The sequence below is a fragment of the Amycolatopsis rhabdoformis genome, from assembly GCF_035918295.1.
Taxonomy (GTDB): domain Bacteria; phylum Actinomycetota; class Actinomycetes; order Mycobacteriales; family Pseudonocardiaceae; genus Amycolatopsis; species Amycolatopsis rhabdoformis.
In genome coordinates this window covers 7,809,237-7,832,187 of sequence record NZ_CP142149.1, presented here as the reverse complement: position 1 = coordinate 7,832,187, position 22,951 = coordinate 7,809,237, and the positions used below count along the sequence as shown (strand labels likewise).

Sequence of the window (22,951 nt, the reverse complement as noted above, 5' to 3'; positions counted from 1 at the left end):
TGTCCTCGCACTGGTGGCGCTCATTCTGGCGGCCGCCTCGCTGATCGTGGTCCTGGAAGACCGGCGCGCCGCCCGGCGGGCGGCGCAGCGGCGGAAGGCGCGGCTAGCGCGTTTGGGCGAAGTGGATCCGCTCGCGCCCGGCCGGCTGAGCGTGGATCGCTGAAGGGATTCCGCGCAGGGCCAGCAGCAGGGCGCCGAAGAGCCAGCCGAGGCCGGCGCCGAAGGTGTTGGTCATGAGGTCGTCGACGTCGAAGATGCGGTAGACGAACGGCGCTGTGCCGAAGTTCGCGGTGAGCTGCGTGATCTCGATGGCCAGTGACACCGTCGCGCCCACGGCCAGTGCGCCCACGAGGCCGCGGCGCCAGAGGATGCGGGCGAAGATGCCGAGCGGCACGAAGAGCAGCACGTTGAGCGCGGCCTGCTGGAACGTCTGCGTGCTGATCCAGTGCCCCGCCGAGAGGCCGTGTTTCACCAGCTCGGTGTGGATGTCGGCGATCCACTGGAACGGCCGCAGCTGCACCGTCTGCTCGAGCCGCCGCCCGTTCGCGTTCGGCAGCGGCAGGAACACCACCGCGAGCGCCATGCAGGCGTAGAAGACGACCGCCGCCGTGGTCACGAGGCCGCGCAGCCGCGGGCGGCCGTAGCGCGCCAGCTGCAGCACGAGCTGCGGAACCAGCAGCGTGCCCCACACCGCGAGGAATCCGATGAGTCCGTACTGCAGGGCGGTGAGCTGTGCGTTCGTCATGACCGGAACGTTATGGATCTTGGGGGTGGTGCCACTTCGGCCGACCAGCCGGACGGATCGGGCCCGGGTCGGCCATCTGGCCGAGGGCCGCTTAAGCCGATCGGTCAGGCTCGTCGTCGCGCTGCTTGTCCTCCGCGCGCTCCGATCGCCACGCCGCGAACACCGTGCCGCCCAGCAGCAGCACGACGACCGCGATCACGGTCAGGACGATCTGCAGTTCCATGACGGCTCTCCCCCGGGGTTCGCGCTGGTGATCGCTGCCGAGCCGCACGCCGTTACGCGGTACCACGAGTAACTGTTACCGCAAGTACTAGAAATCGCCGTCACCAGTGCTTACGCTGTGGATCATGGACGACGTCGTCTACACCAGGGCCGGCTCCGGCGCACCGCTGGTGCTCATCCACGGGGTCGGGCACCGCAGGCAGGCGTGGGATCCGGTGCTGCCGCTGATCACCCCGCACCGCGACGTGATCGCCGTGGACCTGCCCGGGTTCGGGGAATCACCGCACCGCGAAGGCGCATACGGCGTGGCCCCGGCGCTGGAGCTGTTCGCGAAGCTGTTCCTCGACCTCGGTCTCGAGCGGCCGCACGTGGCGGGCAACTCGCTCGGCGGCCTGCTGTCCCTCGAGCTCGCCAAGGCCGGCCTGGTGCGCAGCGCCACCGCGCTCTCGCCCGCCGGCCTGTGGACACCGTTGCAGCAGCACTACGCCCTCACCGTGCTCAGGACCCTGCGCACGCTGGCGCGGCACACGCCCGAGCGCAGCATCCGCCGGCTGGCCACCACGGGCGCCGGCCGCACGGCGCTCACCGGCATGATCTACGGCAAACCCGAACGGCTCGCCGCGCAGGTGATCGTGGACGACGTGCGCGCGTTGGCCGGCTCCGAAGGCTTCGCGCCCACACTCGCGCAGGCCAGGGGTGGTTTCCGCTTCACCGGGCCCGTGCGGGCCGACGTACCGGTCACCATCGCGTGGGCCGAGCACGACCGCGTGCTGGCGCGGCCGAAAGCGGCGGCGCTCGCGGCGGTGGCGCCGCACGCACGGCTGCTCACCCTGCCCGGCTGCGGCCACGTGCCGATGGGTGACGCGCCGGGCGTCGTCGCGCGCGTGCTGCTGGACGGCAGCGAAAACGGTGGGTGACTTTTCTCCGTCACCATCCTTTTTCCTCTGGTGAGGTCCCTCCCGTTTGGGCAGACTGCACCGCCGTGTGCCCGTTCCAGGGGACGGCGGGCGCGAAAACGGAGGAATCATGAGGCTCTTCACCCGGCTCGCGGTCACCGCCGCGGCCGCTTTGGCCACTGTGGCCGCTACGAGCGTGCCGGCGTCGGCCGCGCAGACCACCGATGTCCGGATCATCACGCTCAACGACCTGCACGGCAACCTCGAGCCGCCGGCGGGTTCGGGCGGCAAGGTGTTCCTGGCCGACGGGACCAGTGTGGACGCGGGCGGCGCGGCCTTCGTGGCCACGCACGTGAAGCAGCTCGAGTCGCAGGTGCACAACTCGATGGTGCTTTCGGCCGGCGACAACGTGGGCGCGTCGCCGGTGATCTCGGCCTTGTTCCACGACGAGCCGACGATCGACTTCCTCAACGAGCTGGGCGTGAAGGCCTCCGTGGTCGGCAACCACGAGCTCGACGAGGGTTATCAGGAGCTGCTGCGCATGCAGTTCGGCGGCTGCAACCAGACCGACGGCTGCCAGTTCCGCCCCACCTACCAGGGCGCGGACTTCCCGATCCTCGGGTCCAATGTGTACTTCACCAACGGCCTGCCCGCGCTGCTGCCGTTCTCGGTGCAGTTCTCCGGCGGCGTGCCGATCGGCATCATCGGCGCCACGCTGAAGGACCTGCCCTCGGTCGTCACGCCCGACGCGATCAAGGGCCTCAAGTTCGGCGACGAGACCCAGGCCATCAACCGCACCGCGAACCTGCTCGACCTGCTGGGCATCAAGGCCCAGGTCGTGCTGCTGCACCAGGGCGACGAGACGCTGCCCGGCTCCGGCCCCAACGACTGCAAGACGCAGCCGAACGGCGATGCCGACGTGATCGCCAAGAACGTGAGCCCGAAGGTCGACGCGATCTTCACCGGCCACAGCCACCAGCAGTACAACTGCGTGATCAACGATCCCGCGGGCAACCCGCGCCCGGTGATCCAGGGCGCGTCGTTCGGCCGGCTGCTGTCCGTGGTGGACCTGAAGATCGACAAGCGCACGCGCGACGTCGTGCGCTCGCAGACCAAGGCGCACAACGAGATCGTGACCCGCGACGTGACGCCGGACCCGGCCGTGGCGAAGCTCGTGGACGAGGCCAAGACCAAGTCGGGCCCGATCGCCAACAAGCAGGTCGGCACCATCACCGGCGACCTCACCGCCGCCGGCGCGCCCTCGGGTGAGTCGAAGATGGGCGACGTGATCGCCGACGCGCAGCTCGAAGGCACCAAGGCCAACAACGCGGTCGTCGCCATCACCAACCCCGGCGGCATCCGCGCGGACCTCACCTACGCGTCTTCGCCCAACGGCGAGGGCGACGGTGTGGTGACCTACGGCGAGGCGTTCACCGTGCAGCCGTTCGCGAACATCATGCAGACGATCACGCTCACCGGTGCGAACCTGAAGAACGTGCTGGAGCAGCAGTGGGGCCAGCCGGGCGGCACGAAGATCCTGCAGATCTCGAGCAGCCTGCACTACACCTACTCGGCCTCGGCGCCGATCGGCTCGCGCATCTCGAACATCACCGTGAACGGCACGCCGGTGGACCCGGCCGCGACGTTCCGCGTGTCGGTGAACAACTTCCTCGCCGCGGGCGGCGACGGGTTCACCGAGTTCACGAAGGGCACCGACCTCGCCGGCGGCCCCGTGGACCTCGACGCGCTCATCGCCTACCTCGGCGCGCACCCGGGCATCGCCCCGCCGCCGGCGGACCGGATCACGATGGTGCCGTAGCTGCTGTTCGATGAGCCCCGTCCCCGCTCGTTCGGGGGCGGGGCTCTCGTTTTTCCAAGCTTCTCCGCGCGGCGTGGCGCACCATGGTCCCCATGAACTGGGACGACGTGGTCGCGCTCGCGGCCGAGCTGCCGGAAACCGAAGAATCCACCTGGTACCGCACGCCGGCGTTGAAGGTGGCGGGCAAGGGCTTCGCCCGCCATCGCACCGAAGCGGAAGGCGGGGTGGTTTTCTTCTGCGGCCTCGACGAGAAGGCCGCCCTCCTCGCGACGGGTGACCCGGCCTTCTTCACCACGCCCCACTACGACGGATACGGCTCGATCATCGTCGATCTCGCACGGGTGGATCCGGTGCAGCTGAAGGAACTCCTGGTGGAGTCCTGGCGGCGGAAGGCGCCGAAGAAACTGCTGTAGGTCAGTCGATGAGCTCGCCTTCCAGCAAGCTCATCAGGTACATGTCGTGGTACTTCCCGTCGCTGCCGCGGAAACACTCCCGGTGCCGGCCGTCCTCGGCGAAGCCGACCTTGCGGTACACGTGCCGAGCCCGTTCGTTTTCCGCGACGACCCACAGCGCGATCAGGTGCAGGCGCATCATGGTGAAGCCGTAGCGGCACATCAGCCGCAGCGCTTCGGTGCCGTAGCCGCCGTCCCAGTGGTCCGGCTCGCCGATGTAGATGTCCAGCTCGGCGCGGCCGGTCTCCGGCTCGGCATCGCGCAGGTCCGTCACGCCGATCAGCGCGCCGGACGCCACCGACTCGATGCCGAGCACCACGTGCTCGTACGTGTTGACCTGGCGTTCCTCGCACCGCTTGCGCACCTGGTCGAGCGAGCGCGGGTACGAGCCGGTCATCCAGCGCCCCACCTCGTCGTCGTGGATCCAGCGGTAGAGCGAGTCCGCGTCCGACGTCTCCAGCGCCCGCAGCCGCACCAGCTTGCCGGTGAGCACCTGTTCACCCCCGTTTGAGCAGCAGAAAATCCTCGACGCCGACGAGACCGAGGAACTGGCGCACACCAGGCGGCATCGGCCGGCGGGACTCATCATGCACGAGCCGCGGCTGCGTCACGTGGCATTTTTCGCCGCGCGTGAGCAGCTCGGCTTGGCCCGCGGCGAGCACGTTCTTGACCCAGTCCGTGTCTGTCCCGTAGGTCAGCGCGACGACGAAGCCGTTGCTCGATCGGAAGACGTTCAGCGGAGTGCGGAACTCCTTGCCGGAGCGGCGGCCCCGGTGCACGACGATCCCGAAACCGGGCAGCCACCCGGCGAACGGTCCCGTGACGCGATTGGTCACCACACGGTTGAACTGGGCGAGACGTTCGGGCAGCACCATCCACCCAGAGTAATCCAACAGTTGTGGAATTAGCGCGTCTTCGGCCCGGTGCGTGGCCGTCGCGCGCATCTGGTGGGATGTTCGCGAACGCCGGCACGACGCGGGGAGAACAACATGGCGAACGACTGGCCGCTGCGACAGGACCCGGAGTCGCCGGTGATCTTCGCGCGGGCGCTGCTGGAGGACCCCGCGCAGCTCGCGTTCGTGGTCCTCGACGATGACGACGACTGGTTCATCAGCGACGGCGCCGAGTTCGACGAGGACATGGACGTGAACCGCGAGCAGTTCGGCGCGGTGCCGCTGAGCGAGGCCGTGGAGCTGATTCCGCAGCTCAAGGCGCTCTCGTCGCTGCCGACCGGCATGGCGGCCGACTGGGACCCGGAGCGCTCGGCGTGGCTGCTGAGCTCCGTCGCGGACTCCGACGACGAGGCCGAGGACCGCGAGATCCGCGACGCCCGCATCGCCGCGTGGCAGCACCCCGGCTCGCCGATCGACGAGGTGCAGCTCTCGACCGGGCTCACCGAGATCGTGACCGGGTCCGACGCGCCGGTGCGCGCCGTGCGCCAGGTGGTGCGCGAGGGTGACGGCACGTGGCTCTTCGTGGGCTTCGAGGTGCCGGAGGCCGAAGACTTCGAGGTCGAGGGCCTCGAGCTCGAACACGTGGTGAGCCTGTACCCGGACGTGGTGAACGTGCTGGCGGCCGCGCCCGGCCAGGTTTTCGACCGCGCGGAGCCGGGATCCGAGTGGGAGCTCGTGGAGGGCTGAAAGTTTTTGCGCGGCGAGTGTCCTGGCGCGGAGGGCCCCGTTCGTCCTTAGAGTGTTAGCCGGCGAACGGCGCCGGTCCGGACACTCATCGGGAGCAAGCCATGCCCACTTATGCCGCGATCATCTACTCCGCCGACGTGGACCCGACGCTGCCCGAAGCCGCGTCGATGATCAAGGACTACAACGAGTTCGGCGCGGCCGCCGCGGCCGTCATCCGCGGCGGCAAGGCCCTGTACCCGACGGCGACCGCCACCACCGTGCGCGTGACGGGCGGCAAGGGCGGCGACATCGTGACCAGCGACGGTCCGTACGCCGAGACGAAGGAAGCCCTCACCGGCTTCTACCTCATCGAATGCGCGGACCTCGAAGAAGCCGTGAAGGTCGCCGCGCAGATCCCGGGCGCCTGGGATGGCGCCGTCGAGGTGCGACCCGTCGTCGAGTTCACCCGGTGACGCTCGCCGGTGACACGCTGGCGCGGCTCGTCCGGGACGAGGGGACCCGGGTGCTCGCCACGCTCGTGCGCGTCATCGGGAGCGTCGACCTGGCCGAAGACGCGGTGCAGGACGCCGTCGTGCGGGCGCTCGAAACGTGGCCCCGCGACGGCGTCCCGGACAACCCGCGAGCCTGGCTGCTCGTGACGGCGCGCCGCCGCGCCGTCGACGTGCTGCGCCGCGAAGCCAAGCGCGTCGGGAAGGAGGCGGACGCCATGCCGCTGCCCGACGACGACCCACCCCAGTCGGTGATCCGCGACGACCTCCTGCGGCTCGTGTTCACCTGCTGCCACCCGTGCCTTTCGGTCGACGCGCAGGTCGCCTTGTCGCTGCGGACCCTCGGCGGTTTGTCGACCGCCGAGGTCGCGCGCGGCCTGCGCCTGCCCGAGGCGACGGCGGCGAAGCGGCTCACGCGCGCGAAGCAGAAAATCGCGACGGCGGGCATCCCGTACCGCGTGCCGTCGGCGGAAGAGCTGCCCGAGCGCCTTTCCGGCGTGGCGGCGACGGTGTACCTGATCTTCAACGAGGGGTACGCGGGCGTGCGCGCTCCGCTGGTGGACGAGGCCGTGCGGCTGGCGCGGCTGCTCGCCTCGCTGATGCCCGACGAGCCGACCGTGCTGGGGTTGCTGGCGCTGCTGTTGCTGCACGACGCGCGCCGCTGCACCCGCGTCGGCGACGACGGCCTGCCGGTGCTGCTGGCGGACCAGGACCGTTCGCTGTGGGACGCGGTGCTGATCCAGGAGGGCGTGGTGCTGGTCGGCCAGGCCCTGCGGCGCACACCTTCCACGCCGAATCCGTACGTGGTGGAGGCGGCGATCGCGGCCTGTCACGTGCTGGCGCCGACCTACGCGGCCACCAACTGGGACGCCGTGATCTCTTGGTACGACGTGCTTTTCACCGTCCGGCCGAGCCCCGTGGTGGCGTTGAACCGCGCCGCCGCCGTCGCCGAGCGCGACGGTGCTTCGGTGGCCCTGCCGCTCGTTCTTGACCTGGCCGACCTGGCGGACTACCCCTGGTGGCACGCCACGCGCGCCGAACTGTTGCACCGCTTGGGAAACCAGCCGGCGGCGCTCGCCGCTCTGACGTCGGCCGAATCGACGGGCCTGCACCCCGGCCACGCCGCCCGCCTGCGGCGCCGGCTGGGTGAATAGGGCGGCCTTGACACGCTCGCCGCCCGGCGCGTTCGATGGGTTCCACGCCCTGCGGTCGGTGTGCGCGCCCGTGCCCAGGGCGCCCAAACTTCTTCCACCGCAGAGGGGGCCCACGATGGCCGAACACCCCAACGCGACGCTCATCCGCCGCGGCTACGCCGCCTTCTCCACGGGCGACGTCGACACCCTCACCGAACTCCTCTCGGCCGACGCCGTGCAACACATGCCGGGCCACAACACCTTCTCCGGCGACCACAAGGGCCGCGACGCGATCCTCGCCATGTACGGCGAACTCGCCTCCCGCTCCGACGGCACCCTCCAGGTGATCCTCGAGGAGGTCTACGCGAACGACGACGAGGTGGTCACGGTGTACCACTCCACCGGCACCCGCGGCGACAAGCACCTGGACACCCGCCACGCCCTGGTCTTCCGGATGCGCGACGGCAAGGCCGTCGACCTCCTGGACGTCTCCCAGGACGAATCAGCCGACGACGCCTTCTGGGCGTGATCCCATGCCGACCCTGATGACCATGCAGATGACCGGCAACGCCGCGCAGCTGGAGAAGACCGCCGCCACCGAACCGGAGTCGATGCGCGCGATCGTCGACGCCGCCCGCGCCCGCGGCCTGATCTCCCACCACTTCTGGGCCGAAGGCGACACCATCCTCATCGTGGACATCTGGCCGGACCAGGCCGCGTTCGAAGCGTTCTTCGCCGATCAGGGTGAGCGCATCCGCAGCGTCATGTCAGCCGCTGGGGTTACGTCCCCGCCGGAGGTGAGGTTCTTCCGGCAGCTGTCGATCGGCGATGACGTGGACTGACTGTCTACGGTGTCTGCTGAGCCTGCCGTGGCTCCTGTGTCTACTGTGGATAGAGGTCGGGGCCGTACTCTTCGTTGACAAGCCTGAGCCACTCCTTCGCCCAGCCGCTGGAGATCGCGATCTCCTCGAGCGCGCCGGTGGGCAGGCACAGGAACCTGAGCCGTTGCTGGGCTTCGGGGTCGCTGATCTTTTGCCGCAGGTCTTCGAGTTCGTTCACCGCGTCGTCGACGGAGGCGTAGCTGCTCCAGGTGAGGTCCTGCTCGCCGCTGCGCAGGATCTCGAGGAGCTCGGTGATCAGGTCGCTGAGCCGCATGGGGCCATTGTCCCCTTGAACTGCCTCGGCCCTCGAGGACGCACTTGACCTGGGCGGAGTCAGCGCTTCGCCTGGGTGCCCGGCCCCAGGCCACCCTTCGCCCCGCCGCGCTCATGTTCGGCACCGCCGTGCCTCACTCCGTCTTCCCCGGCTGATCGGTGGTTGCCGCTGACCGATGGCCCTCGCCAAGATCGCGGCATGCGAACCATCGGGCAGCGAAGAATCGGGCCGGTCCAGATCACCGTCGATCAGTGGCACCTCATCAACTGGGCCCTCGAACACGAGGTCCACACCCGCATCGACGATGGGGCGTGGCCCAGGGCCGTGCAGGCAGCCCAAAGCATTCGTGATGCTGGCTCAGCCTGGACGAGATCGTTCGATGACAGCCGCAAGGACTCGCTGGGGTGGCCACCACGCGACGAGATCATGACCCTGACGCTGGAACCTCGACAATGGGCACTGATGCTGTCAGTGCTTCGGGCCCTGAACGAATCACAGGAGGACAACGCATTGCGCGACTTGGCCGATTTGGTGTCCGGACAACTGCCCGGGCTGAAATGGCCGTGAGAACCAAAAGCAATTCTTGGAGCGGATGACGGGAATCGAACCCGCGTATTCAGCTTGGGAACCACGGTGATCATGGCCGATAGTGGACCTGACCTGCAGACCGGGCTGCCTGCCGTCGGCCGCCGTTGACCGTGGTTGACCGGCCTGAATGGCACGGCAATGGCACGCTGCCGCCTGACCCACTCCCCCTCCCTTCACCCCGATACGAAGCCCGCACGCGGCCGGTGGTGCCGGGTCAAGGCACGCTTTCCCGCCTTGACGCGGTGTCGCCGGCCGTTGTCACGATCCGGCTTCGGGGTGGAGCCTGGCGACCCCCGTGGGTAACGCTCGCGGTCTACTTGTCGCCCAGCTTGCGGCTGAGGATGTCCATGGCGTCGACCAGGTCAGCGGCGCCTCGGAGGGTGATGGTGTCGTCTTGCATGTATTTGAGCTGGTGGAAGATGGCCAACAGCCCCTCTGCAGTCGCAAGGCTGATCGGGTCGGCGGTACTCCTGCCCTGTTCGATGGCTTGGCGTGCTGCTGCGGCGTGGGCTTCTGCGGTTACGCGGTCGGACCTCGGCATGAAGTCGACCTTGCCAGCGTGCCTGTCCGGCGTAACTAGTCCGATGAGCTGATCATCGCCAGCGGGGGCGCGCTGCACGGTGCTACGTCGTCGGCGGGCTGCCCGGCGACCGGCGGCCGAAGCGGAGCGGCAGGCCGTCCGTGTCGCAGTCGGGCGAGCCCGCCGTACGCGTGGTGACGTGCGCGCCGCCGCTGGAGGCGCCTTGATCCCATAGAGCCAAGTTCGGCAAGGTTCCTGGGGCAGCGGTCCATCGCTTCCATGTGCTCGTAATGACAGTAACCGGCGCCAGTATTCCCGCAGTAGTGGCAGGCCCGGGCCCCGCAAACGATGGTTGTGCGATAGCGAAGATTCTCCAACTGGCCTGCAGGGAGTTACCCGCAGGCCAGCCGAGAGTGAGACCGACAAAATGATTAAATTGTACTATATACTACAAATCGGACTAGTGAAGGTTGCCTTCTCCACGTATCATTGATCAAGTACCGCTCGGATCGACGCCATGTGACTGGAGGGGGTAGTCAACAAATGAAAACGCTTCGCGACGATAAAGTTTCAGGTCAGGCTTTGGCGCTATCATCTGTGGGTTTGCTGCTGGCGGGGCTTTTAACCTCCTTCTGGATTTTTCCAGCATGTATTGTGTTTTGCCTCGCTTCCGTTGTTTCCGGCGTTGTCGCGCTGCAGCGAGGCTCGATCGGGGTTAAGTCTTGGGCAGTCTGGCTGGCGATCTTGATTTCAGCTACTATTGTATTATATTCGATTGTTGTACTTCTTATTCCAGCCGGTGGTCAGATTCACGAAGGGCCACCGGCATGGTGGCGGCCAGAAATGACCTCGCCCGGGCAGTGATTCAGCACAATTCAATGTGATTGAGAGTTGGATCGACGCCGTCCGAAGTAAATTGCCATCCGGAGTGCAGGAACATAGTTTCACAGTCGCTATCGCCGCCGCGATCCATGATCAATCTAATTCTTTCGGTCGTTGTGCATTCATTTATCAGGTAAATTGTGGTTGAGAAAGTCCCTTCATCTTCATTGGTGACTTCGATGCAAGTGGGGGCATTTTCTTGCGGCGAAAACTTGGCGTTGCTGGATGTTGCTGCGTCGGATGACGATTCAGTGCGGAGTACTGTCGTGGGGTGGTAGCCTGCCCAAACGTCACGTTGAGCTGCGCTGGCCGATGGTGACAGTCCGACAATTCCAATTGCAGCTAATCCAGCTACGGCACAGCTGATGGTCAAATTACGCACTTGCTTCTCCTTTGACGTCTGGTTCTAGCAGTTGTCGACGCGATTAATTGAAGGAAAGAATCCGGCTGATGAGCCAAGCCAGTTTTGTCCGGATTCCAGTGTGAAGCAGGGTGAATCCGACCCTTGGTCGACGATGACGATAACGCGAACGGTGAAGTTGCAGAAGTTGTCGACTTCGTAATCGACAGATGTCGCCCCGCTGTCCGTTGCGATGATTGTTACGCATGAAGGTGCTGCGTCATTCGGCGAAAGTGGCAACTTGGGTGATGCGTCAGCTTGGCCCGCAAAAATCATTGGGCATACTGCAGTCAAAAGTGTTACCGCAGTCAACTTCGCAAGGTTCTTCATTCTTCTCCTCACTCGTTACTTTGAATGCAGGAGGGCGCAAAGAGAACGTTGCACAATGATTTCCCCAGCTGGTTCCCTCCCGAACTCAGCCTTGCGTGATCTGGACGATAGATCAACACGTACTGTGGAAGGACCCTGGGTTTCACCTGGTCGGCCTAGGCAAGAATGATCAATTAAAACATTCCTGTCAAACCGGTAAAATGCCTCATTGGCGCACGAAAAACAAGGTATTCGCAGGGTCAAGCTTGATCTTTCGCCCTCTGGGCGAAGGGTGGCTAGATTCGGAAAACATTGTTTTGGTTTTGATCTCTGATGAAATCGCACCAGAGCATGGGCCATGTCGAAAGGTTTGGCCGTTGGTGATGGTTTTGACTTCGTGGGCGGTGAACCTGACCTCGGAGTAGCGGACTTTGTCGTCGCCGAGTGAAGCGACGTACAGGAAAGATGTCGAACGGTGGGCGCTCGTCGCTACCGCTTGAGAGAGGACGGCATGTCGGCCGACGGCATGGATCCCCGGAGTTGGCCGGCGCCCACGTTCGCGGAGTTGTCTGCAGAGACTGGGCGGATTGGGCCATCGAAGCCGAGCGGCAGTGCACGGGCGTCGGCATGATATGCACACCGTTCGTCGCGCGTATTCTCGGGCAACGCTCTTCTTCGGACTGTCGAACAAAGGTCTTTGCCCGGTCGATGTACTGCTGGCCGGCGGACGTTTCGTCGTCCTTGATCGAGTGGTGGAAGAAGATAGCATCTTTGCCCATTAGTTCGTAAGCATCATCAAATCATATTAGACGATTTTTAAAACCCTTTTGCGCCAGGATTAAGCATGAATCAGTACCCATTTGGGGATGTCTTGCGGTATTGAAAACCCTGCTTCGCGTACAAAGTAATTCGTTGCATGTCGCCGACGAGCATGTTGATGACACGGTCTACGTCGCCGATGGTTTCGATGTACTCGTCCAGCGGCAGCGGCCGTGACACCCAGATGACGTCGACCTCGGGCCAGTGCTTCTTGCACGTTGCATACGCCCGGCGCTGCTGGTACGGGCGCGAGATCAGCGTGATTGACTTGGCGTCAATCCCGCGCGCGTCCAGTAGTTGCCGGCTCAACGTGATGTTGTCCCCAGTGTTCCGCGCCTCCGGCTCGACCAGGATCGCGTCGTCCGGAACCCCCAGTTCCAACGCGTGTTCCCGGTAGTGCGCTGCCTCCCCGCGCGGGAATCGCTCGACGGTCGTCGGCGCGTTCGCCCCGGTGAAGACGATCCGCGGGAAGTATCCCTGCTGGTACAGCTCCGTCGTGTACGTGGCGACGCCGAGATCGTGGCTCCCCAGGCCGATCCCGACGTCTGTGGGCCGGAGTTCGTGGTGCATGTCGTGGTAGTCCCAGAGCGTTTGGACGTCGGCGCGGAGGTTGGTCCGGCAGGGTGGTCGAGCGCTCGGTCATGCGGGAGACTCCGGAGTCAGTCGGGGAGCTTGAACGTATACGACCAGGAGAAACGGCTGGCAGCGTGGATGCCGCGCGCGAACTCGACGACTCGGCCGTCTGCGGTGAACGTGCGGCGCTGCAGGACCATGACGGGCTCGCCGGCTGGGAGCTCCAGCGTCTCGATCTCGTCAGGTGTGGGCATGCGTGAGTAGAAGGTCTCGCTGATCGTGTCAGGTTCGAGGCCCTGAAGCGTGAGGACCAGGAACCCGCCACCTCGACCGGCCTGCCCCGGAGTGTCGTCGACGAGGCGAGTGCCCTCGACGTCTTCCGGGCGGCAGTAGCTGGACAGCGTGTGCGTGGGGTGGCCGGCGTCCTTGACCAGGCGTGCACGCTCGTAGACGAGTGAGTCGGCGTCGACGCCCAGGGCCTCGGCGATCTCTTTGTCGGCTTCGACCTTCGAAACAGTCTGCGTCTGGTCGGTGGGCTTCCACTCGCGGCCGGACGCCTCGCGGTCGGCGATGAACGCCACCGTGTCGTCGTACTTGCACTTGTTCTTGGCGTAGCGGTCGGTGCCGAGGCGCTTCATGGGTGGGCGCGCGGACGAGGGGTGGCGCGTCGGCGGATGGGCGTCACCAGTCCTTTGGCCTCCGGGACGCCGACGGCTTTGCGGACCGTGACGTTGACGCCGTACTCCTCGACCAGCTCTTCTTGCTTCGGCAGCGCCGCGTCTGTGGCCTCGCCGCTCCGGTGGATTGCATCGCGCAGGCTCGCAACCAGAGGGGCGGATCGCCGAGACGATGTCGAAGCTCATCGAAGAACACCGGGGAAAAGCGCGGAAATGGAGTCGCTGTGATGTTGCTGGCATGTTTGTTCGAAAAGTCCGTAGAAAGCCAGAATGGGTGCCTCCCAGCCGCGAGAAGCACCCATTCTGAGCTACAAGAACAGTTCTTGGAGCGGATGACGGGAATCGAACCCGCGTATTCAGCTTGGGAAGCTGATGTTCTACCATTGAACTACATCCGCAGTGCCTTGCCAGCTTACACGGGCGCGTGGTCGGTGTGTCCAGTGGGGCGTGGGTTGACGGGGCCGGGGCCAAGTGACAACACTTGTTGTCGGACGGTGGCGGCGCCGGAGGTGGATGTGGTGGACGACCCGGTGTTGTTCCGGCAGGGCGGGTTTCGGCTGGTCGCGCGGTTGCGTGGGGTCGAGGGGCTGCGCGCCGGTGAGGAGCAGGTGAAGCGGTTGCGCGAGTTTGCGCAGCGGCAGGATGCGCCGGCGGATGCGTTGGTGGAGTGGTTCGGGCGAAGCGCGGGGAACCAGGCAAGGTTCGAGCGGGCCCTGGTGCATGGAGCACAAGAGCAGGACGACGCCGAGTTGCGCGAGTTCATGGCCGCGGTCGAGGCGACGCCGTACTGGGTGGATCGGGCGCGGATCGAGCGGGGCGCGCGGGCGATCACGCGCGCGGGGTTGCTCGGGCTGTTTCCGCTGGGTGATATGTCGCTGATGGGCGGGTACCTGGCGTCGCGGGCGACGAAGTCGTTGGTGGGGACCGGGGAGATCGAGTATCGGGCCACGCGGCGGCTGGTGGAGACGGCCGCGTGGTGGATCGACGTGACCACGCCCGGGGCGATGGACCGCGGCGAGGCCGGTTTTCGCGCGGCGGTGCGGATCCGGGTGGTCCACGCGCACGTGCGGCGCGCGATGAACCGGCGCGAGGACTGGGACTACGAGCAGTGGGACCGGCCCGTGAACCAGGTCCAGACCGCCGGCACGCTACTGCTGTTCTCCCTGGTCTACGTTTTCGGCACGCAGCTGCTCGGCGTGCGCTACACCGAACGCGAACGCGCCGACATCCTCCACCTCTGGCGCTACATCGGCTGGCTGATGGGCGTCGACGAGGAGCTCCTGCCCGCCGACGAAGACGACGCCTGGCGGCTGCTCTGGCTCCTCGCCGCCACCGAGTTCATCCCCGACGAGGACTCGAAACGCCTGGCCAAGGCCCTCGTCGAGAGCCACGCCGCCATCGGGCAGGGCCGCGGCGCGGCCGGCAAGGTGCTGGCGCACGTGAACGTGCAGGTCCACTCCGCGATCAGCCGCCTCGTGCTCGGCAAGGAGAACGCCGACTTCCTCGAGCTGCCGGACGACCCCGTCGCCCAGGCGGCCGTCGTCGCGGTCGCCGGGGTGAACTTCGCCGCCGAGACCGCCCGACGCTTCATTCCCGGAGCGACGGCGCTGCAAGAGCTGCTCGGTGGACTAGGGCGTCGGCGGTACCTGAAGCGGGTGAACGAGGTGTTCCGCGCCGACGCATCGGACGGTCGGCCCACGCGAGCGGCATGAGTTCGCGGAATCAGGTTGGATCAGTTGTTACAACCTGATCCAACCTGGTTCAAAACCGGACGTTAGGCTGCGTCAGTGCTGCTCAGTGACCGTGACCTTCGCAAAGAGCTCGACGCCGGCCGGCTCGGGATGGATCCGTTCGACCCCGCGATGGTGCAGCCGTCGAGCATCGATGTGCGGTTGGATCGGTTCTTCCGGGTGTTCGACAACAGCAAGTACACGCACATCGACCCGCAGCTGCAGCAGGATGAGCTGACCTCGCTGGTCGAGAAGGAGGGCGAAGAGCCCTTCGTGCTGCACCCGGGCGAGTTCGTGCTCGGGTCGACGTACGAGATGGTCACGCTGGCCGATGATCTCGCCGGCCGGTTGGAAGGCAAGTCTTCGCTGGGGCGGTTGGGGTTGCTCACGCACTCGACCGCCGGGTTCATCGACCCGGGGTTCTCGGGGCACATCACGCTCGAGCTGTCGAACGTCGCGAACCTGCCGATCACGCTGTGGCCCGGCATGAAGATCGGCCAGCTGTGCATCTTCCGCCTGTCCAGCTCGGCGGAGTTCCCGTACGGCTCCAAGGAAGCCGGCTCGCGCTACCAGGGCCAGCGCGGCCCCACGCCGAGCCGGGCGTACAAGAACTTCCACCGCGTGGACACCTGGCGCTAGGCCGAAACCGGAGCTGCCCAGTCGATGCGGTGGTTCCACATGAAGGCGTTCGGGTCGTCGCCACCGGCGCCGCGCATGGCCCGGCGGATGAAGAAATCACGCACGACCCGGCCGAAGAAGCCGGGTGACTTGTCGTCGCCGTTGCGTTTGCCCTGGGCCACCACGGCTTCCACCCGCGCGCGGCGCAGGGATTCGAAGGTCGGCAGAACCGCGTCCACCGGGACGTCCCGCAGGCAGCGCGCCAAGGTGACCGCGTCCTCGATGGCCATCGACGCGCCCTGGCCCGCGGCCGGCGAGGTGGCGTGGGCGGCGTCGCCGATGATGCCGATGCGGCCGCGGTGCCACACGGGCACCGACGGGAAGTCGTAGGTCGGCCAGGGTGTGTAGATGTGCTCGGTGGCGCGGACGATGTCGGCGGCACGGGTGTGATCACGGCGCACTAGGTCCACCAGTTCGGCCTGCCACTGCGCAGTGCCCGGCACCGGCGTCGACGGGCTGGGCTCGGCCGAGCGCGGCACGTTCGCGAACCACCACACCGAGCCGTCCGGGTGCACCACGTGCGCGAAGAACACCTTGCGGCCGAACACCATGTGCATCACGCCCGGCTCGTCGTCGAGCCGCACGCCCGTGGTGAAGCCGCCGGTGTTGAGCAGCGGCACGTACCGCGGCGCTGGCGCGGCGGGATCGAGAACGCGTCGCACGGTCGAGCGCAGGCCGTCGGCACCGATCAGCAGGTCGCCCGATTCCGTGGAGCCGTCGCCGAACACCGCGGTGACCTCGGCCGACGTCTGCGAAGCGTCCGTGAGCCGCCGGCCGTACTCGGTGCGTACGCCGCGTCTGGCCGCTTCGTCGCGCAGCGCGACGTAGAGGTCAGAGCGGCGCACGGTCTGGCTCACCGTGCCGTCCGGCAGCGGGCCGCCGAGCGGGAACTCGGCGAGCCGTTCACCGTCGCCGAGGCCGACGGTCATCTTCGGGGTGTCGAACCCCAAGTCCTTGACCAGGTCTTTCAGGCCCAGCGGCGCCAGCGCGTCGAGCCCGTTGACGGCCAGCGTCACAAACGCGCCGACCCCGTCGGCCGTGCGGTCGTACGCCTCGAACAGCACCGGCTCGTGGCCGATTTCGTGTAGCGCGATCGCCGTGATCGTGCCCGCGATGCCGCCACCCGCGATCAGTACCCGTGACATCCTTCGTCCCCTCAAATATTTCGATCCGTCGAATAATTCCCCTGACCGAAGGATCCGCTAGGCTGGGCCGCGTGTCAACCGAGCGCGAGAAGTTGGTCGACGAGCTGCTGGACCGGTCGCGGGTGCTGTCCACCGAGACGGTCATGTTCCATACCGCGATCGCGCTGCAACGCGACCTGTCGGCGGTCGAGAGCAAGGTGCTCGACTACCTCGCCCGCCTCGGCCCGCTCACGCCGAAAGCGCTGGCCGAGTACGCGGGCCTGGCGCCGGCGTCGATCACCGCGTTGATCGACCGGCTCGAACGCAAACACCTGGTCACGCGCGCGCCGCACCCCGACGACCGGCGCAAGGTGCTCGTGCGGATCGAGCGCTCGACGATCGAGGAAGCCGTGTCGCTGTGGGACCACATCGTGGCGGCGACCCGCGCGCTCGCGGCCGGCTACTCCGAAGGTGAACTCCGAACGGTGATCGGGTTCCTCGAACGGGCCGCGGCGATCACTCACGAGTCGACCACCCGCCTCACCGATAACTCGCCGGAGTGAGTTGCGGCCACGGCCGGGTTGGAAATCGCGTCGCGTTCACCGGTTCGTGGAAAGCTCGCGGTCATGGGCTCGGCCGGGAAACGTCTGCTCGCGGTATTCGGCCTCCTGGCCACCTTCGTCGTGCCGGCGCACGCGGATACCGTCAAGGGATTGGCGCAGAATTACCACCAAGTGGTGTACGGCGATTTCCTCTACGCCGGAAACAGTGTGGTCGAGTGCGTACCCGGTGACGCCGATTGTGCGAAAGCCGCCCATCGCGACACCAAAAAACCGGCCGCGGACTTCGCGTTGCGCTGGTCCGATGTGGACTCCGACGCGAGCACGTTCGACTCCTCCACCGCGTCCGTCACGGTCCCGCCGGGGGCGAAGGTCGCGTTCGCGCGGCTGACCTGGGGCGGCACGACGTCAGCGTGCGCGAGCCCGGCCGGGTCGCCGAAGACGCAGGCCGTGCGCTTTTCCGTGGGCGCGGCCCACGCCGACGTGGCCCCCGGCTCCTACGCCGAGGACGCGAAGTCCTACTCCGCCTACGCCGACGTGACCGGTCAGTTCGCGACGGCCGCTACGGGCGCGCCGCTCACGCTCACCGCCGCGAACGTGTGGACCACCGCCGGCCGCGGGTGCGGCGGCGGCTGGTCGGTTGCGGTCGTGTTCGCCTACCCCACGCGGGATCCGCAGTACGCGCCGGCGAAACGCGCGATCTACGTCTACGACGGGCACGCGGCCCAGAGCGCGAACGGTCCCGCCACGACCACCACCGTCACCGGGTTCCGCGCGGCTTCGGCCGATGCCCACGTCGGCGTGACCGCCGAAGGCGGCGACTGGGGCACCACGGGTGACCGTTTCCTCATCAACGACAAACCCGTCGCCGAACCCGGCACCGGCGCGGCTGACAACTTCTTCGTCGCGAGCACCGACAACGCCGCGAAACCCGACGTCAAGAACACCTTCGGCATCGACGCCAAGGCGTTGAGCAGCGACGCCGTGCCCAGCGGCGCGACCAGCGCGAAGCTCTCGTTCAGCACGACCGGCGACGATTTCGCCGTGCAGAGCCTGGTGTTCTCCGTGCCGGTGCCGGACCTGCAGCTCGCGACGCACGCCGATCCGCCGCGCGCGCACGCCGGTGACCAGGTCACCGTGACCGTCGGCGTGACCAACCCGAACGACACCGCGGCCACCGACGTCGAGGTGAAGGACGACCGGTTTCCGGGCTGTGCCAAGAAGATCGGTGCGCTCGCCGCGGGCGCGACCACGGGCTACCAGTGCACGGTCACCGCACCGGCCGACGACGTCACGAGCACCGCGAAGGTCACCGGTACCAGCACGCTCGGTGACGCGCTCGAGGGCAGCGCCACCACTCGCATCGACGTGGTCCACCCCGCGATCACGCTCGCCCAGCACGTCGACAAGGCGGCTTATCGCACCGGTGATCCCGTGACGTTCACGGTCACCGCCACCAACGCCGGCGACGTGCCGCTGCACGACGTCGCCGTGACCGGTGCGAACGGCTGTGCGCGCACGATCGGGACGCTCGCGCCGGGCCAGCACACCACCGGTACCTGCACGGCGAAGGCGCCGGTTTCCGACACCCACGCTTCCGTGGCCGGCACCGATCCGCTGGGCAAATCGGTGACCGCCGCGGCCGACGCCGACGTGCCGCTCATCGCGCCGGCGCTTGAAGTCACCAAAACCGTGGACCCGGCCGTGGTCCACGGCGGTGAGCCGGTGACCTGGACGATCACCGTGCGCAACACCGGCGACAGTCCGCTGAACCCCGTGGTCGTCACCGACGCCACCACGCCGGCGTGTGCGCGGACGTTCGGCGCGCTGGCCGCCGGCGCGCAGCAGAGCTTCCCGTGCACCGCGAACCCGACGCTGACCACCACGAACACGGTCACGGCGACCGGCACCGACCTGTCCGGCCAGCTCGTGTCCGACACCGCGTCAGCCACGGCGAAGGTGATCCACCCGGCGTTGTCGATCACCAAGACGGCCGCGCCCACGCAGGTGCGCGAAGGGGACCGCGTGACCTTCACCGTCACGCTGAAGAACACCGGCGACGCGCCGCTCGACGACGTCGCGGTGGCCGACGAGCGCACGCCCGGCTGCGTGCGGAAGTTCGGCACCCTGGCGCCCCAAGCGGTGCAGACCTACCAATGCGACCTGCTCGCCCCGGCCGACGACGTCACCGACCCCGTGGTCGCGACCGGCAAAGACGAGCTGGGCAAACAACTCAGCGTGACAGCCGACGCGCCGGTCGACGTGATCCACCCCGTCGTCGCGGTCACGCAGTCCGTCGCGCCGCAGCAGGTGCGCGAGGGCGACCGCGTGACCTTCACCGTCACGGTGCGCAACACCGGTGACGTGCCGCTGCACGATCTGGCCCTCACCAGCAGCAAGGTGCCCGACTGCGCCAAGCCGCTCGGAATCCTTGCCCCGCAGGGCACCCAGACCTTCGACTGCACGACCGTGGCCGGCGCGGACGGCTTCACGAACTCCCTGGCGGCCACCGGAACCGACCCGACCGGCCGGACCGTCGCGGCCTCGGCCGACGCGTCGTTCACCGTGGTGCACCCGGCCGTCACGCTCGCCACCACCGTCCAAGGTGGACCGTTCCGCGAACACGACAGCGTGCCGGTGCAGGTCACCGTGACGAACACCGGCGACACCCCGCTCACGAAACTGCAGGTCACCACCCCCGACCGGGCCGAAGCCTGCACTCAGAACCACGACGCACCGCTGGCCCCCGGAGGCACCTGGGCCTTCACCTGCACCACCACCGCGCCGGCGGACGACGTGACCGAATCGCTCACCGTGACCGCGGCCGCCCCGGTGGGACCGGTCGTGACGGCGAGCGCCGAGACCACCCTTGACGTGATCCACCCGGCCGTCGCTGTGACGCAGACCGTCGCGCCCGCCGTGGTCCGGCCCGGCGAGCCGGCGACCTTCACGATCACCACCACCAACACCGGCGACACCGAGCTGCACGACGTCACGCTCGAAGACCCCGCCGCACCCGAATGCGCCCACCGCCTCGGAACCCTTGCGCCGCAGGCGAAACAGAACACCACCTGCACTCACGCCCCGGGCGACGACTTCACCAGCACCGCGAAGGTCACCGGCACCGATCCGTCGAACCGACCGGTCTCCGCGAGCGCCGAAGCGCACCTCGACGTGATCCACCCCGCCGTCGCGATCACCCAGGCCGTCGCGCCCCAGCAGGTGCGCGAAGGCGACCGCGTGACCTTCACGATCACCGTGCGCAACTCCGGCGACGTCGCGCTCACCAAACTGTCCATTGTGGATGAAAAGACCCCAGCCTGCGCCCGCGCCGACGGCACCACCCTCGCACCCGGCGCCACCGATCAGTACACCTGCACCACGAAAGCCGGCCCCGACGGCTACACCAACCTCGCGAAAGTCACCGGCACCGACCCGCTCGGCGGCACCGTGACCGCAACGGCCGGCGCAGCGTTCACCGTGCTGCACCCCGGCCTCTCGCTCAGCCGCACCGTGCACGGCGGTCCCTTTCGCGCCGGCGACGCCGTGACCACCACGCTCACCGTGACCAACACCGGCGACTCACCCGTCACCGCGATCACGATCACCGACGCCACGATCCCCGCTTGTGCCAAGACCTTCGCCACCCTCGCGCCCGGCGCGAAGCAGTCCTACGACTGCACGGCACCGGCGCCGGCCGACGACACCGTCCTCACCGCCCACGCCATCGGCAGGCCGACCACCGGCCCCGCGCTCACGGCGACGGCCGACGCCACGATCGACGTGATCCACCCGGCGCTCACGGTGAAACCCGTTGCCGCACAACCACAAGCCCGGCAGAACGACGACGTCACGATCACCGTCACCGTCACGAACACCGGCGACACCCCGCTGACAAAAATCACCCTCACGGGCTGTCCGCACGACCTCGACCAGCTCGCCACCGGCGCGGCCGCCACCTACACCTGCACCGTGAAGGCCGCGCCCGACGACTTCAGCACCACCGTGAACGCCACGGCCAACGACCCGACGACCCGCCCCGTGACCGCGTCGGGCACCACGAGCATCGACGTGATCCACCCCGAGCTCGCGCTCATGACCGACGCCGAGCCGTACCAGGTCCGCCAGGGTGACACCGTCACGTTCTCCGTGCTGGTGAAGAACGTCGGCGACGTGCCGCTGACGAAAATCACCCTCACCGACGATCACACCCCGGCCTGCGCGCACGACGTGGCCGCTCTCGCCCCCGACGCCGAGGAGACCTACACCTGCACCACTGTCGCGGGCGCCACCGGCTTCACGAGCACGACCAAAGCCACCGGCACCGACCCGATCCACCGCGCGGTGACGGCGAGCGCGCAGGCGTCGTTCGAGGTGCTGCAACCGAAACTCACCCTCACGAAACGCGCCGATCCCGGCCCCTACCGAGCCGACGACTCCGTGCGTTTCGACCTCGTGCTCACCAACACCGGCGATACCGCGCTGCACGACGTCCGCGTGACCGACCCGCAGGCGCCCGAATGCACGCGGACGTTCGCGGAACTGCCGGTGAACGGCATCCAGCGCTACCCGTGTACCACCACGGCCACCGGCTCCACGCCCGACAGCACGACCGCCTCCGCCACCCCGGCCCGCGGCGCAGCCATCACCACCACGGCGACCACACCCGTGCCGGTGATCCACCCCGGCCTCACCGTGGCCACCGACCACCTGCACCAGCCCATCCGCCCGGGTGACCCGGTCACGGACCTGACCACCGTCCGCAACACCGGCGATGCGGCGCTGCAAGAGGTGACCGTTCGCGCCGCGGACCCGGCCTGCGCGTTCACCCTGGCGACGCTCGCACCCGGCGCTACCGCACTGCGCGCCTGCACCCGCATCGCCGAGCGGAGCACCGTGACCGACACGATCGCCACCGCACACGACCCCGCCGGCCGTCAGCTCACGGCCGGCGCCACCACAACCACGGACGTCCTCGGCACACCGGCACCCGCCCGCCAGGCCGAGCCCAGGTCCGAACCGCACCCGGCCCTCACCGTCACCGAAACCGCCGATCCGACCGCGAACCCCGGCGACACCGTCACCTTCCTGGTCACCGCCGCCAACACCGGCACCGCACCGCTCACGGTCGACGGTCACCACCTCGACCCCGGCAACCGGCGCGACTGGACCCGCACCGCCACCGCGCCCCGCACCGGCACGCTCACCGACGCCGTCGACGTGACCGCCGCACCGGCCGGGGCGCCGGCGTTCACCGTCCGAGCCGCCGCGTCCGTCCGCGTGCTCACCCCACACCCGCGTGCCACGGCGGAAAAGCCGCAGGAACCGGGCTCCGACTGGACCTACCTGCTGGCCGCCCTCGCCCTCCTCGGCTCGGGCGCGCTCCTTCTGCGCGTGACCCGTCGCCCCCGAACGTGAGCTGAATCTCCCGGCCGGCCGCGGAACCGCCGGTGCACCAGGAGATCCACCTGCCCCTGCACCAGGAAACCGGCCCGCGCGAGTGATCATTTCCGGACCTTGATCAAAAAAGGCACTGGGCCT

General features: G+C 67.7%; 26 protein-coding genes and 1 tRNA gene. 15 read left to right on the top strand and 12 right to left on the bottom strand.

Features of this window, described 5'->3' with window-relative positions; genetic code table 11:
- Positions 1-103: 103 nt before the first annotated feature.
- Together VSH64_RS36105 and VSH64_RS36100 are read right to left on the bottom strand one after the other, a co-directional pair.
- Entirely contained in the window at positions 104-745 is a 642-nt protein-coding gene (locus tag VSH64_RS36105; RefSeq protein WP_326567229.1) for a VanZ family protein, read from the bottom strand.
- A gap of 91 nt (positions 746-836) precedes the next feature.
- Positions 837-968 carry a hypothetical protein gene (locus VSH64_RS36100; protein ID WP_326567228.1) on the bottom strand — a complete coding sequence of 44 codons (132 nt, stop codon included), beginning with the start codon at positions 966-968 and terminating at the stop codon, positions 837-839.
- A gap of 124 nt (positions 969-1,092) precedes the next feature.
- Here VSH64_RS36100 and VSH64_RS36095 point away from each other — a divergent pair, with 124 nt between their 5' ends.
- The 3 genes from VSH64_RS36095 (at position 1,093) to VSH64_RS36085 (ending at position 4,095) form a co-directional block, all read left to right on the top strand.
- Complete coding sequence (locus VSH64_RS36095; RefSeq protein ID WP_326567227.1) at positions 1,093-1,884, top strand: alpha/beta fold hydrolase; 792 nt, start codon at positions 1,093-1,095, stop codon at positions 1,882-1,884.
- A 109-nt stretch (positions 1,885-1,993) separates the two neighbouring features.
- Entirely contained in the window at positions 1,994-3,682 is a 1,689-nt protein-coding gene (locus VSH64_RS36090; RefSeq protein WP_326567226.1) for a bifunctional metallophosphatase/5'-nucleotidase, read from the top strand.
- Between the two features lie 92 nt (positions 3,683-3,774).
- Entirely contained in the window at positions 3,775-4,095 is a 321-nt protein-coding gene (locus VSH64_RS36085; RefSeq protein WP_326567225.1) for an MmcQ/YjbR family DNA-binding protein, read from the top strand.
- Position 4,096: 1 nt separating this feature from the next.
- Here the strand turns inward: VSH64_RS36085 and VSH64_RS36080 are convergent, their stop codons facing one another.
- Together VSH64_RS36080 and VSH64_RS36075 are read right to left on the bottom strand one after the other, a co-directional pair.
- Positions 4,097-4,627, bottom strand: a complete 531-nt coding sequence (locus VSH64_RS36080) for a GNAT family N-acetyltransferase (protein WP_326567224.1) — start codon at positions 4,625-4,627, stop codon at positions 4,097-4,099.
- A 4-nt stretch (positions 4,628-4,631) separates the two neighbouring features.
- The gene (locus tag VSH64_RS36075; RefSeq protein ID WP_326567223.1) at positions 4,632-5,009 is read right to left on the bottom strand and encodes a nitroreductase family deazaflavin-dependent oxidoreductase; all 378 of its coding nucleotides are present in this window, start codon (positions 5,007-5,009) and stop codon (positions 4,632-4,634) included.
- Between the two features lie 114 nt (positions 5,010-5,123).
- Between VSH64_RS36075 and VSH64_RS36070 the strand changes: the two genes are divergently transcribed.
- The 5 genes from VSH64_RS36070 to VSH64_RS36050 all read left to right on the top strand — a co-directional run bounded on the left by VSH64_RS36070 (position 5,124) and on the right by VSH64_RS36050 (position 8,237).
- Entirely contained in the window at positions 5,124-5,774 is a 651-nt protein-coding gene (locus VSH64_RS36070; protein ID WP_326567222.1) for a hypothetical protein, read from the top strand.
- Positions 5,775-5,875: 101 nt separating this feature from the next.
- Positions 5,876-6,226: a YciI family protein gene (locus VSH64_RS36065; RefSeq protein ID WP_326567221.1), complete on the top strand. Its 351-nt coding sequence runs from the start codon at positions 5,876-5,878 to the stop codon at positions 6,224-6,226.
- On the top strand, positions 6,223-7,416 hold the full coding sequence (locus VSH64_RS36060) for an RNA polymerase sigma factor (protein WP_326567220.1): 1,194 nt from the start codon (positions 6,223-6,225) through the stop codon (positions 7,414-7,416). The genes VSH64_RS36065 and VSH64_RS36060 overlap by 4 nt, the downstream gene beginning before the upstream one ends.
- A gap of 115 nt (positions 7,417-7,531) precedes the next feature.
- Positions 7,532-7,924, top strand: a complete 393-nt coding sequence (locus tag VSH64_RS36055) for a nuclear transport factor 2 family protein (RefSeq protein ID WP_326567219.1) — start codon at positions 7,532-7,534, stop codon at positions 7,922-7,924.
- A 4-nt stretch (positions 7,925-7,928) separates the two neighbouring features.
- Complete coding sequence (locus VSH64_RS36050; RefSeq protein WP_326567218.1) at positions 7,929-8,237, top strand: hypothetical protein; 309 nt, start codon at positions 7,929-7,931, stop codon at positions 8,235-8,237.
- 40 nt (positions 8,238-8,277) lie between these two features.
- Here the strand turns inward: VSH64_RS36050 and VSH64_RS36045 are convergent, their stop codons facing one another.
- Positions 8,278-8,550: a hypothetical protein gene (locus VSH64_RS36045; RefSeq protein WP_326567217.1), complete on the bottom strand. Its 273-nt coding sequence runs from the start codon at positions 8,548-8,550 to the stop codon at positions 8,278-8,280.
- A 198-nt stretch (positions 8,551-8,748) separates the two neighbouring features.
- Between VSH64_RS36045 and VSH64_RS36040 the strand changes: the two genes are divergently transcribed.
- Complete coding sequence (locus VSH64_RS36040; RefSeq protein WP_326567216.1) at positions 8,749-9,117, top strand: hypothetical protein; 369 nt, start codon at positions 8,749-8,751, stop codon at positions 9,115-9,117.
- A gap of 334 nt (positions 9,118-9,451) precedes the next feature.
- Here the strand turns inward: VSH64_RS36040 and VSH64_RS36035 are convergent, their stop codons facing one another.
- Positions 9,452-9,679 carry a hypothetical protein gene (locus tag VSH64_RS36035; RefSeq protein WP_326567215.1) on the bottom strand — a complete coding sequence of 76 codons (228 nt, stop codon included), beginning with the start codon at positions 9,677-9,679 and terminating at the stop codon, positions 9,452-9,454.
- 522 nt (positions 9,680-10,201) lie between these two features.
- On the opposite strand from VSH64_RS36035, the gene VSH64_RS36030 reads away from it, so the two are divergent.
- On the top strand, positions 10,202-10,522 hold the full coding sequence (locus VSH64_RS36030; RefSeq protein ID WP_326567214.1) for a hypothetical protein: 321 nt from the start codon (positions 10,202-10,204) through the stop codon (positions 10,520-10,522).
- A 1-nt stretch (position 10,523) separates the two neighbouring features.
- On the opposite strand, the gene VSH64_RS36025 is transcribed toward VSH64_RS36030, so the two are convergent.
- Positions 10,524-10,922, bottom strand: coding sequence for a hypothetical protein (locus tag VSH64_RS36025; protein ID WP_326567213.1), 399 nt, complete (start codon positions 10,920-10,922; stop codon positions 10,524-10,526).
- A gap of 224 nt (positions 10,923-11,146) precedes the next feature.
- Between VSH64_RS36025 and VSH64_RS36020 the strand changes: the two genes are divergently transcribed.
- Positions 11,147-11,329, top strand: a complete 183-nt coding sequence (locus VSH64_RS36020; RefSeq protein ID WP_326567212.1) for a hypothetical protein — start codon at positions 11,147-11,149, stop codon at positions 11,327-11,329.
- Between the two features lie 769 nt (positions 11,330-12,098).
- On the opposite strand, the gene VSH64_RS36015 is transcribed toward VSH64_RS36020, so the two are convergent.
- From VSH64_RS36015 to VSH64_RS36000, 4 genes are all read right to left on the bottom strand, one after another.
- Positions 12,099-12,638: a YdcF family protein gene (locus VSH64_RS36015; protein ID WP_326567211.1), complete on the bottom strand. Its 540-nt coding sequence runs from the start codon at positions 12,636-12,638 to the stop codon at positions 12,099-12,101.
- Positions 12,639-12,727: 89 nt separating this feature from the next.
- Entirely contained in the window at positions 12,728-13,279 is a 552-nt protein-coding gene (locus VSH64_RS36010) for a UTRA domain-containing protein (RefSeq protein ID WP_326567210.1), read from the bottom strand.
- On the bottom strand, positions 13,276-13,413 hold the full coding sequence (locus tag VSH64_RS36005; protein WP_326838122.1) for a hypothetical protein: 138 nt from the start codon (positions 13,411-13,413) through the stop codon (positions 13,276-13,278). Before VSH64_RS36005 ends, VSH64_RS36010 begins: the two co-directional genes overlap by 4 nt.
- A gap of 229 nt (positions 13,414-13,642) precedes the next feature.
- Positions 13,643-13,716, bottom strand: a tRNA-Gly gene (locus VSH64_RS36000).
- Positions 13,717-13,836: 120 nt separating this feature from the next.
- On the opposite strand from VSH64_RS36000, the gene VSH64_RS35995 reads away from it, so the two are divergent.
- Together VSH64_RS35995 and dcd are read left to right on the top strand one after the other, a co-directional pair.
- Positions 13,837-15,030: an oxygenase MpaB family protein gene (locus tag VSH64_RS35995; protein WP_326567209.1), complete on the top strand. Its 1,194-nt coding sequence runs from the start codon at positions 13,837-13,839 to the stop codon at positions 15,028-15,030.
- Between the two features lie 75 nt (positions 15,031-15,105).
- Positions 15,106-15,687: a dCTP deaminase gene (dcd, locus tag VSH64_RS35990; RefSeq protein WP_326567208.1), complete on the top strand. Its 582-nt coding sequence runs from the start codon at positions 15,106-15,108 to the stop codon at positions 15,685-15,687.
- Here dcd and VSH64_RS35985 read toward each other — a convergent pair.
- Entirely contained in the window at positions 15,684-16,871 is a 1,188-nt protein-coding gene (locus tag VSH64_RS35985; protein ID WP_326567207.1) for an FAD-dependent oxidoreductase, read from the bottom strand. The two genes, dcd and VSH64_RS35985, sit on opposite strands and share 4 nt — an antisense overlap.
- 71 nt (positions 16,872-16,942) lie before the next feature.
- Between VSH64_RS35985 and VSH64_RS35980 the strand changes: the two genes are divergently transcribed.
- Positions 16,943-17,413 (top strand): MarR family winged helix-turn-helix transcriptional regulator, encoded by a 471-nt coding sequence (locus VSH64_RS35980; RefSeq protein ID WP_326567206.1) that lies wholly within the window; start codon positions 16,943-16,945, stop codon positions 17,411-17,413.
- A 63-nt stretch (positions 17,414-17,476) separates the two neighbouring features.
- The gene (locus VSH64_RS35975; protein ID WP_326567204.1) at positions 17,477-22,828 is read left to right on the top strand and encodes a DUF7507 domain-containing protein; all 5,352 of its coding nucleotides are present in this window, start codon (positions 17,477-17,479) and stop codon (positions 22,826-22,828) included.
- The last annotated feature ends 123 nt before the right edge of the window (positions 22,829-22,951 follow it).

Bases quoted from the DNA above. Each gene is read 5' to 3' on its own strand.
- VSH64_RS36040 (WP_326567216.1), top strand. From the start codon at position 8,749: ATGCGAACCATCGGGCAGCGAAGAATCGGGCCGGTCCAGATCACCGTC.
- VSH64_RS36070 (WP_326567222.1), top strand. From the start codon at position 5,124: ATGGCGAACGACTGGCCGCTGCGACAGGACCCGGAGTCGCCGGTGATC.
- VSH64_RS36095 (WP_326567227.1), top strand. From the start codon at position 1,093: ATGGACGACGTCGTCTACACCAGGGCCGGCTCCGGCGCACCGCTGGTG.
- VSH64_RS36010 (WP_326567210.1), bottom strand. From the start codon at position 13,279: ATGAAGCGCCTCGGCACCGACCGCTACGCCAAGAACAAGTGCAAGTAC.
- VSH64_RS36065 (WP_326567221.1), top strand. From the start codon at position 5,876: ATGCCCACTTATGCCGCGATCATCTACTCCGCCGACGTGGACCCGACG.
- VSH64_RS36090 (WP_326567226.1), top strand. From the start codon at position 1,994: ATGAGGCTCTTCACCCGGCTCGCGGTCACCGCCGCGGCCGCTTTGGCC.
- VSH64_RS36015 (WP_326567211.1), bottom strand. From the start codon at position 12,638: ATGCACCACGAACTCCGGCCCACAGACGTCGGGATCGGCCTGGGGAGC.
- VSH64_RS36105 (WP_326567229.1), bottom strand. From the start codon at position 745: ATGACGAACGCACAGCTCACCGCCCTGCAGTACGGACTCATCGGATTC.
- VSH64_RS36085 (WP_326567225.1), top strand. From the start codon at position 3,775: ATGAACTGGGACGACGTGGTCGCGCTCGCGGCCGAGCTGCCGGAAACC.
- VSH64_RS35985 (WP_326567207.1), bottom strand. From the start codon at position 16,871: ATGTCACGGGTACTGATCGCGGGTGGCGGCATCGCGGGCACGATCACG.
- VSH64_RS36050 (WP_326567218.1), top strand. From the start codon at position 7,929: ATGCCGACCCTGATGACCATGCAGATGACCGGCAACGCCGCGCAGCTG.
- VSH64_RS35975 (WP_326567204.1), top strand. From the start codon at position 17,477: ATGGGCTCGGCCGGGAAACGTCTGCTCGCGGTATTCGGCCTCCTGGCC.
- VSH64_RS36055 (WP_326567219.1), top strand. From the start codon at position 7,532: ATGGCCGAACACCCCAACGCGACGCTCATCCGCCGCGGCTACGCCGCC.
- VSH64_RS36030 (WP_326567214.1), top strand. From the start codon at position 10,202: ATGAAAACGCTTCGCGACGATAAAGTTTCAGGTCAGGCTTTGGCGCTA.
- VSH64_RS36020 (WP_326567212.1), top strand. From the start codon at position 11,147: ATGAAGGTGCTGCGTCATTCGGCGAAAGTGGCAACTTGGGTGATGCGT.
- VSH64_RS36035 (WP_326567215.1), bottom strand. From the start codon at position 9,679: ATGCCGAGGTCCGACCGCGTAACCGCAGAAGCCCACGCCGCAGCAGCA.
- VSH64_RS36075 (WP_326567223.1), bottom strand. From the start codon at position 5,009: ATGGTGCTGCCCGAACGTCTCGCCCAGTTCAACCGTGTGGTGACCAAT.
- VSH64_RS36100 (WP_326567228.1), bottom strand. From the start codon at position 968: ATGGAACTGCAGATCGTCCTGACCGTGATCGCGGTCGTCGTGCTGCTG.
- VSH64_RS36045 (WP_326567217.1), bottom strand. From the start codon at position 8,550: ATGCGGCTCAGCGACCTGATCACCGAGCTCCTCGAGATCCTGCGCAGC.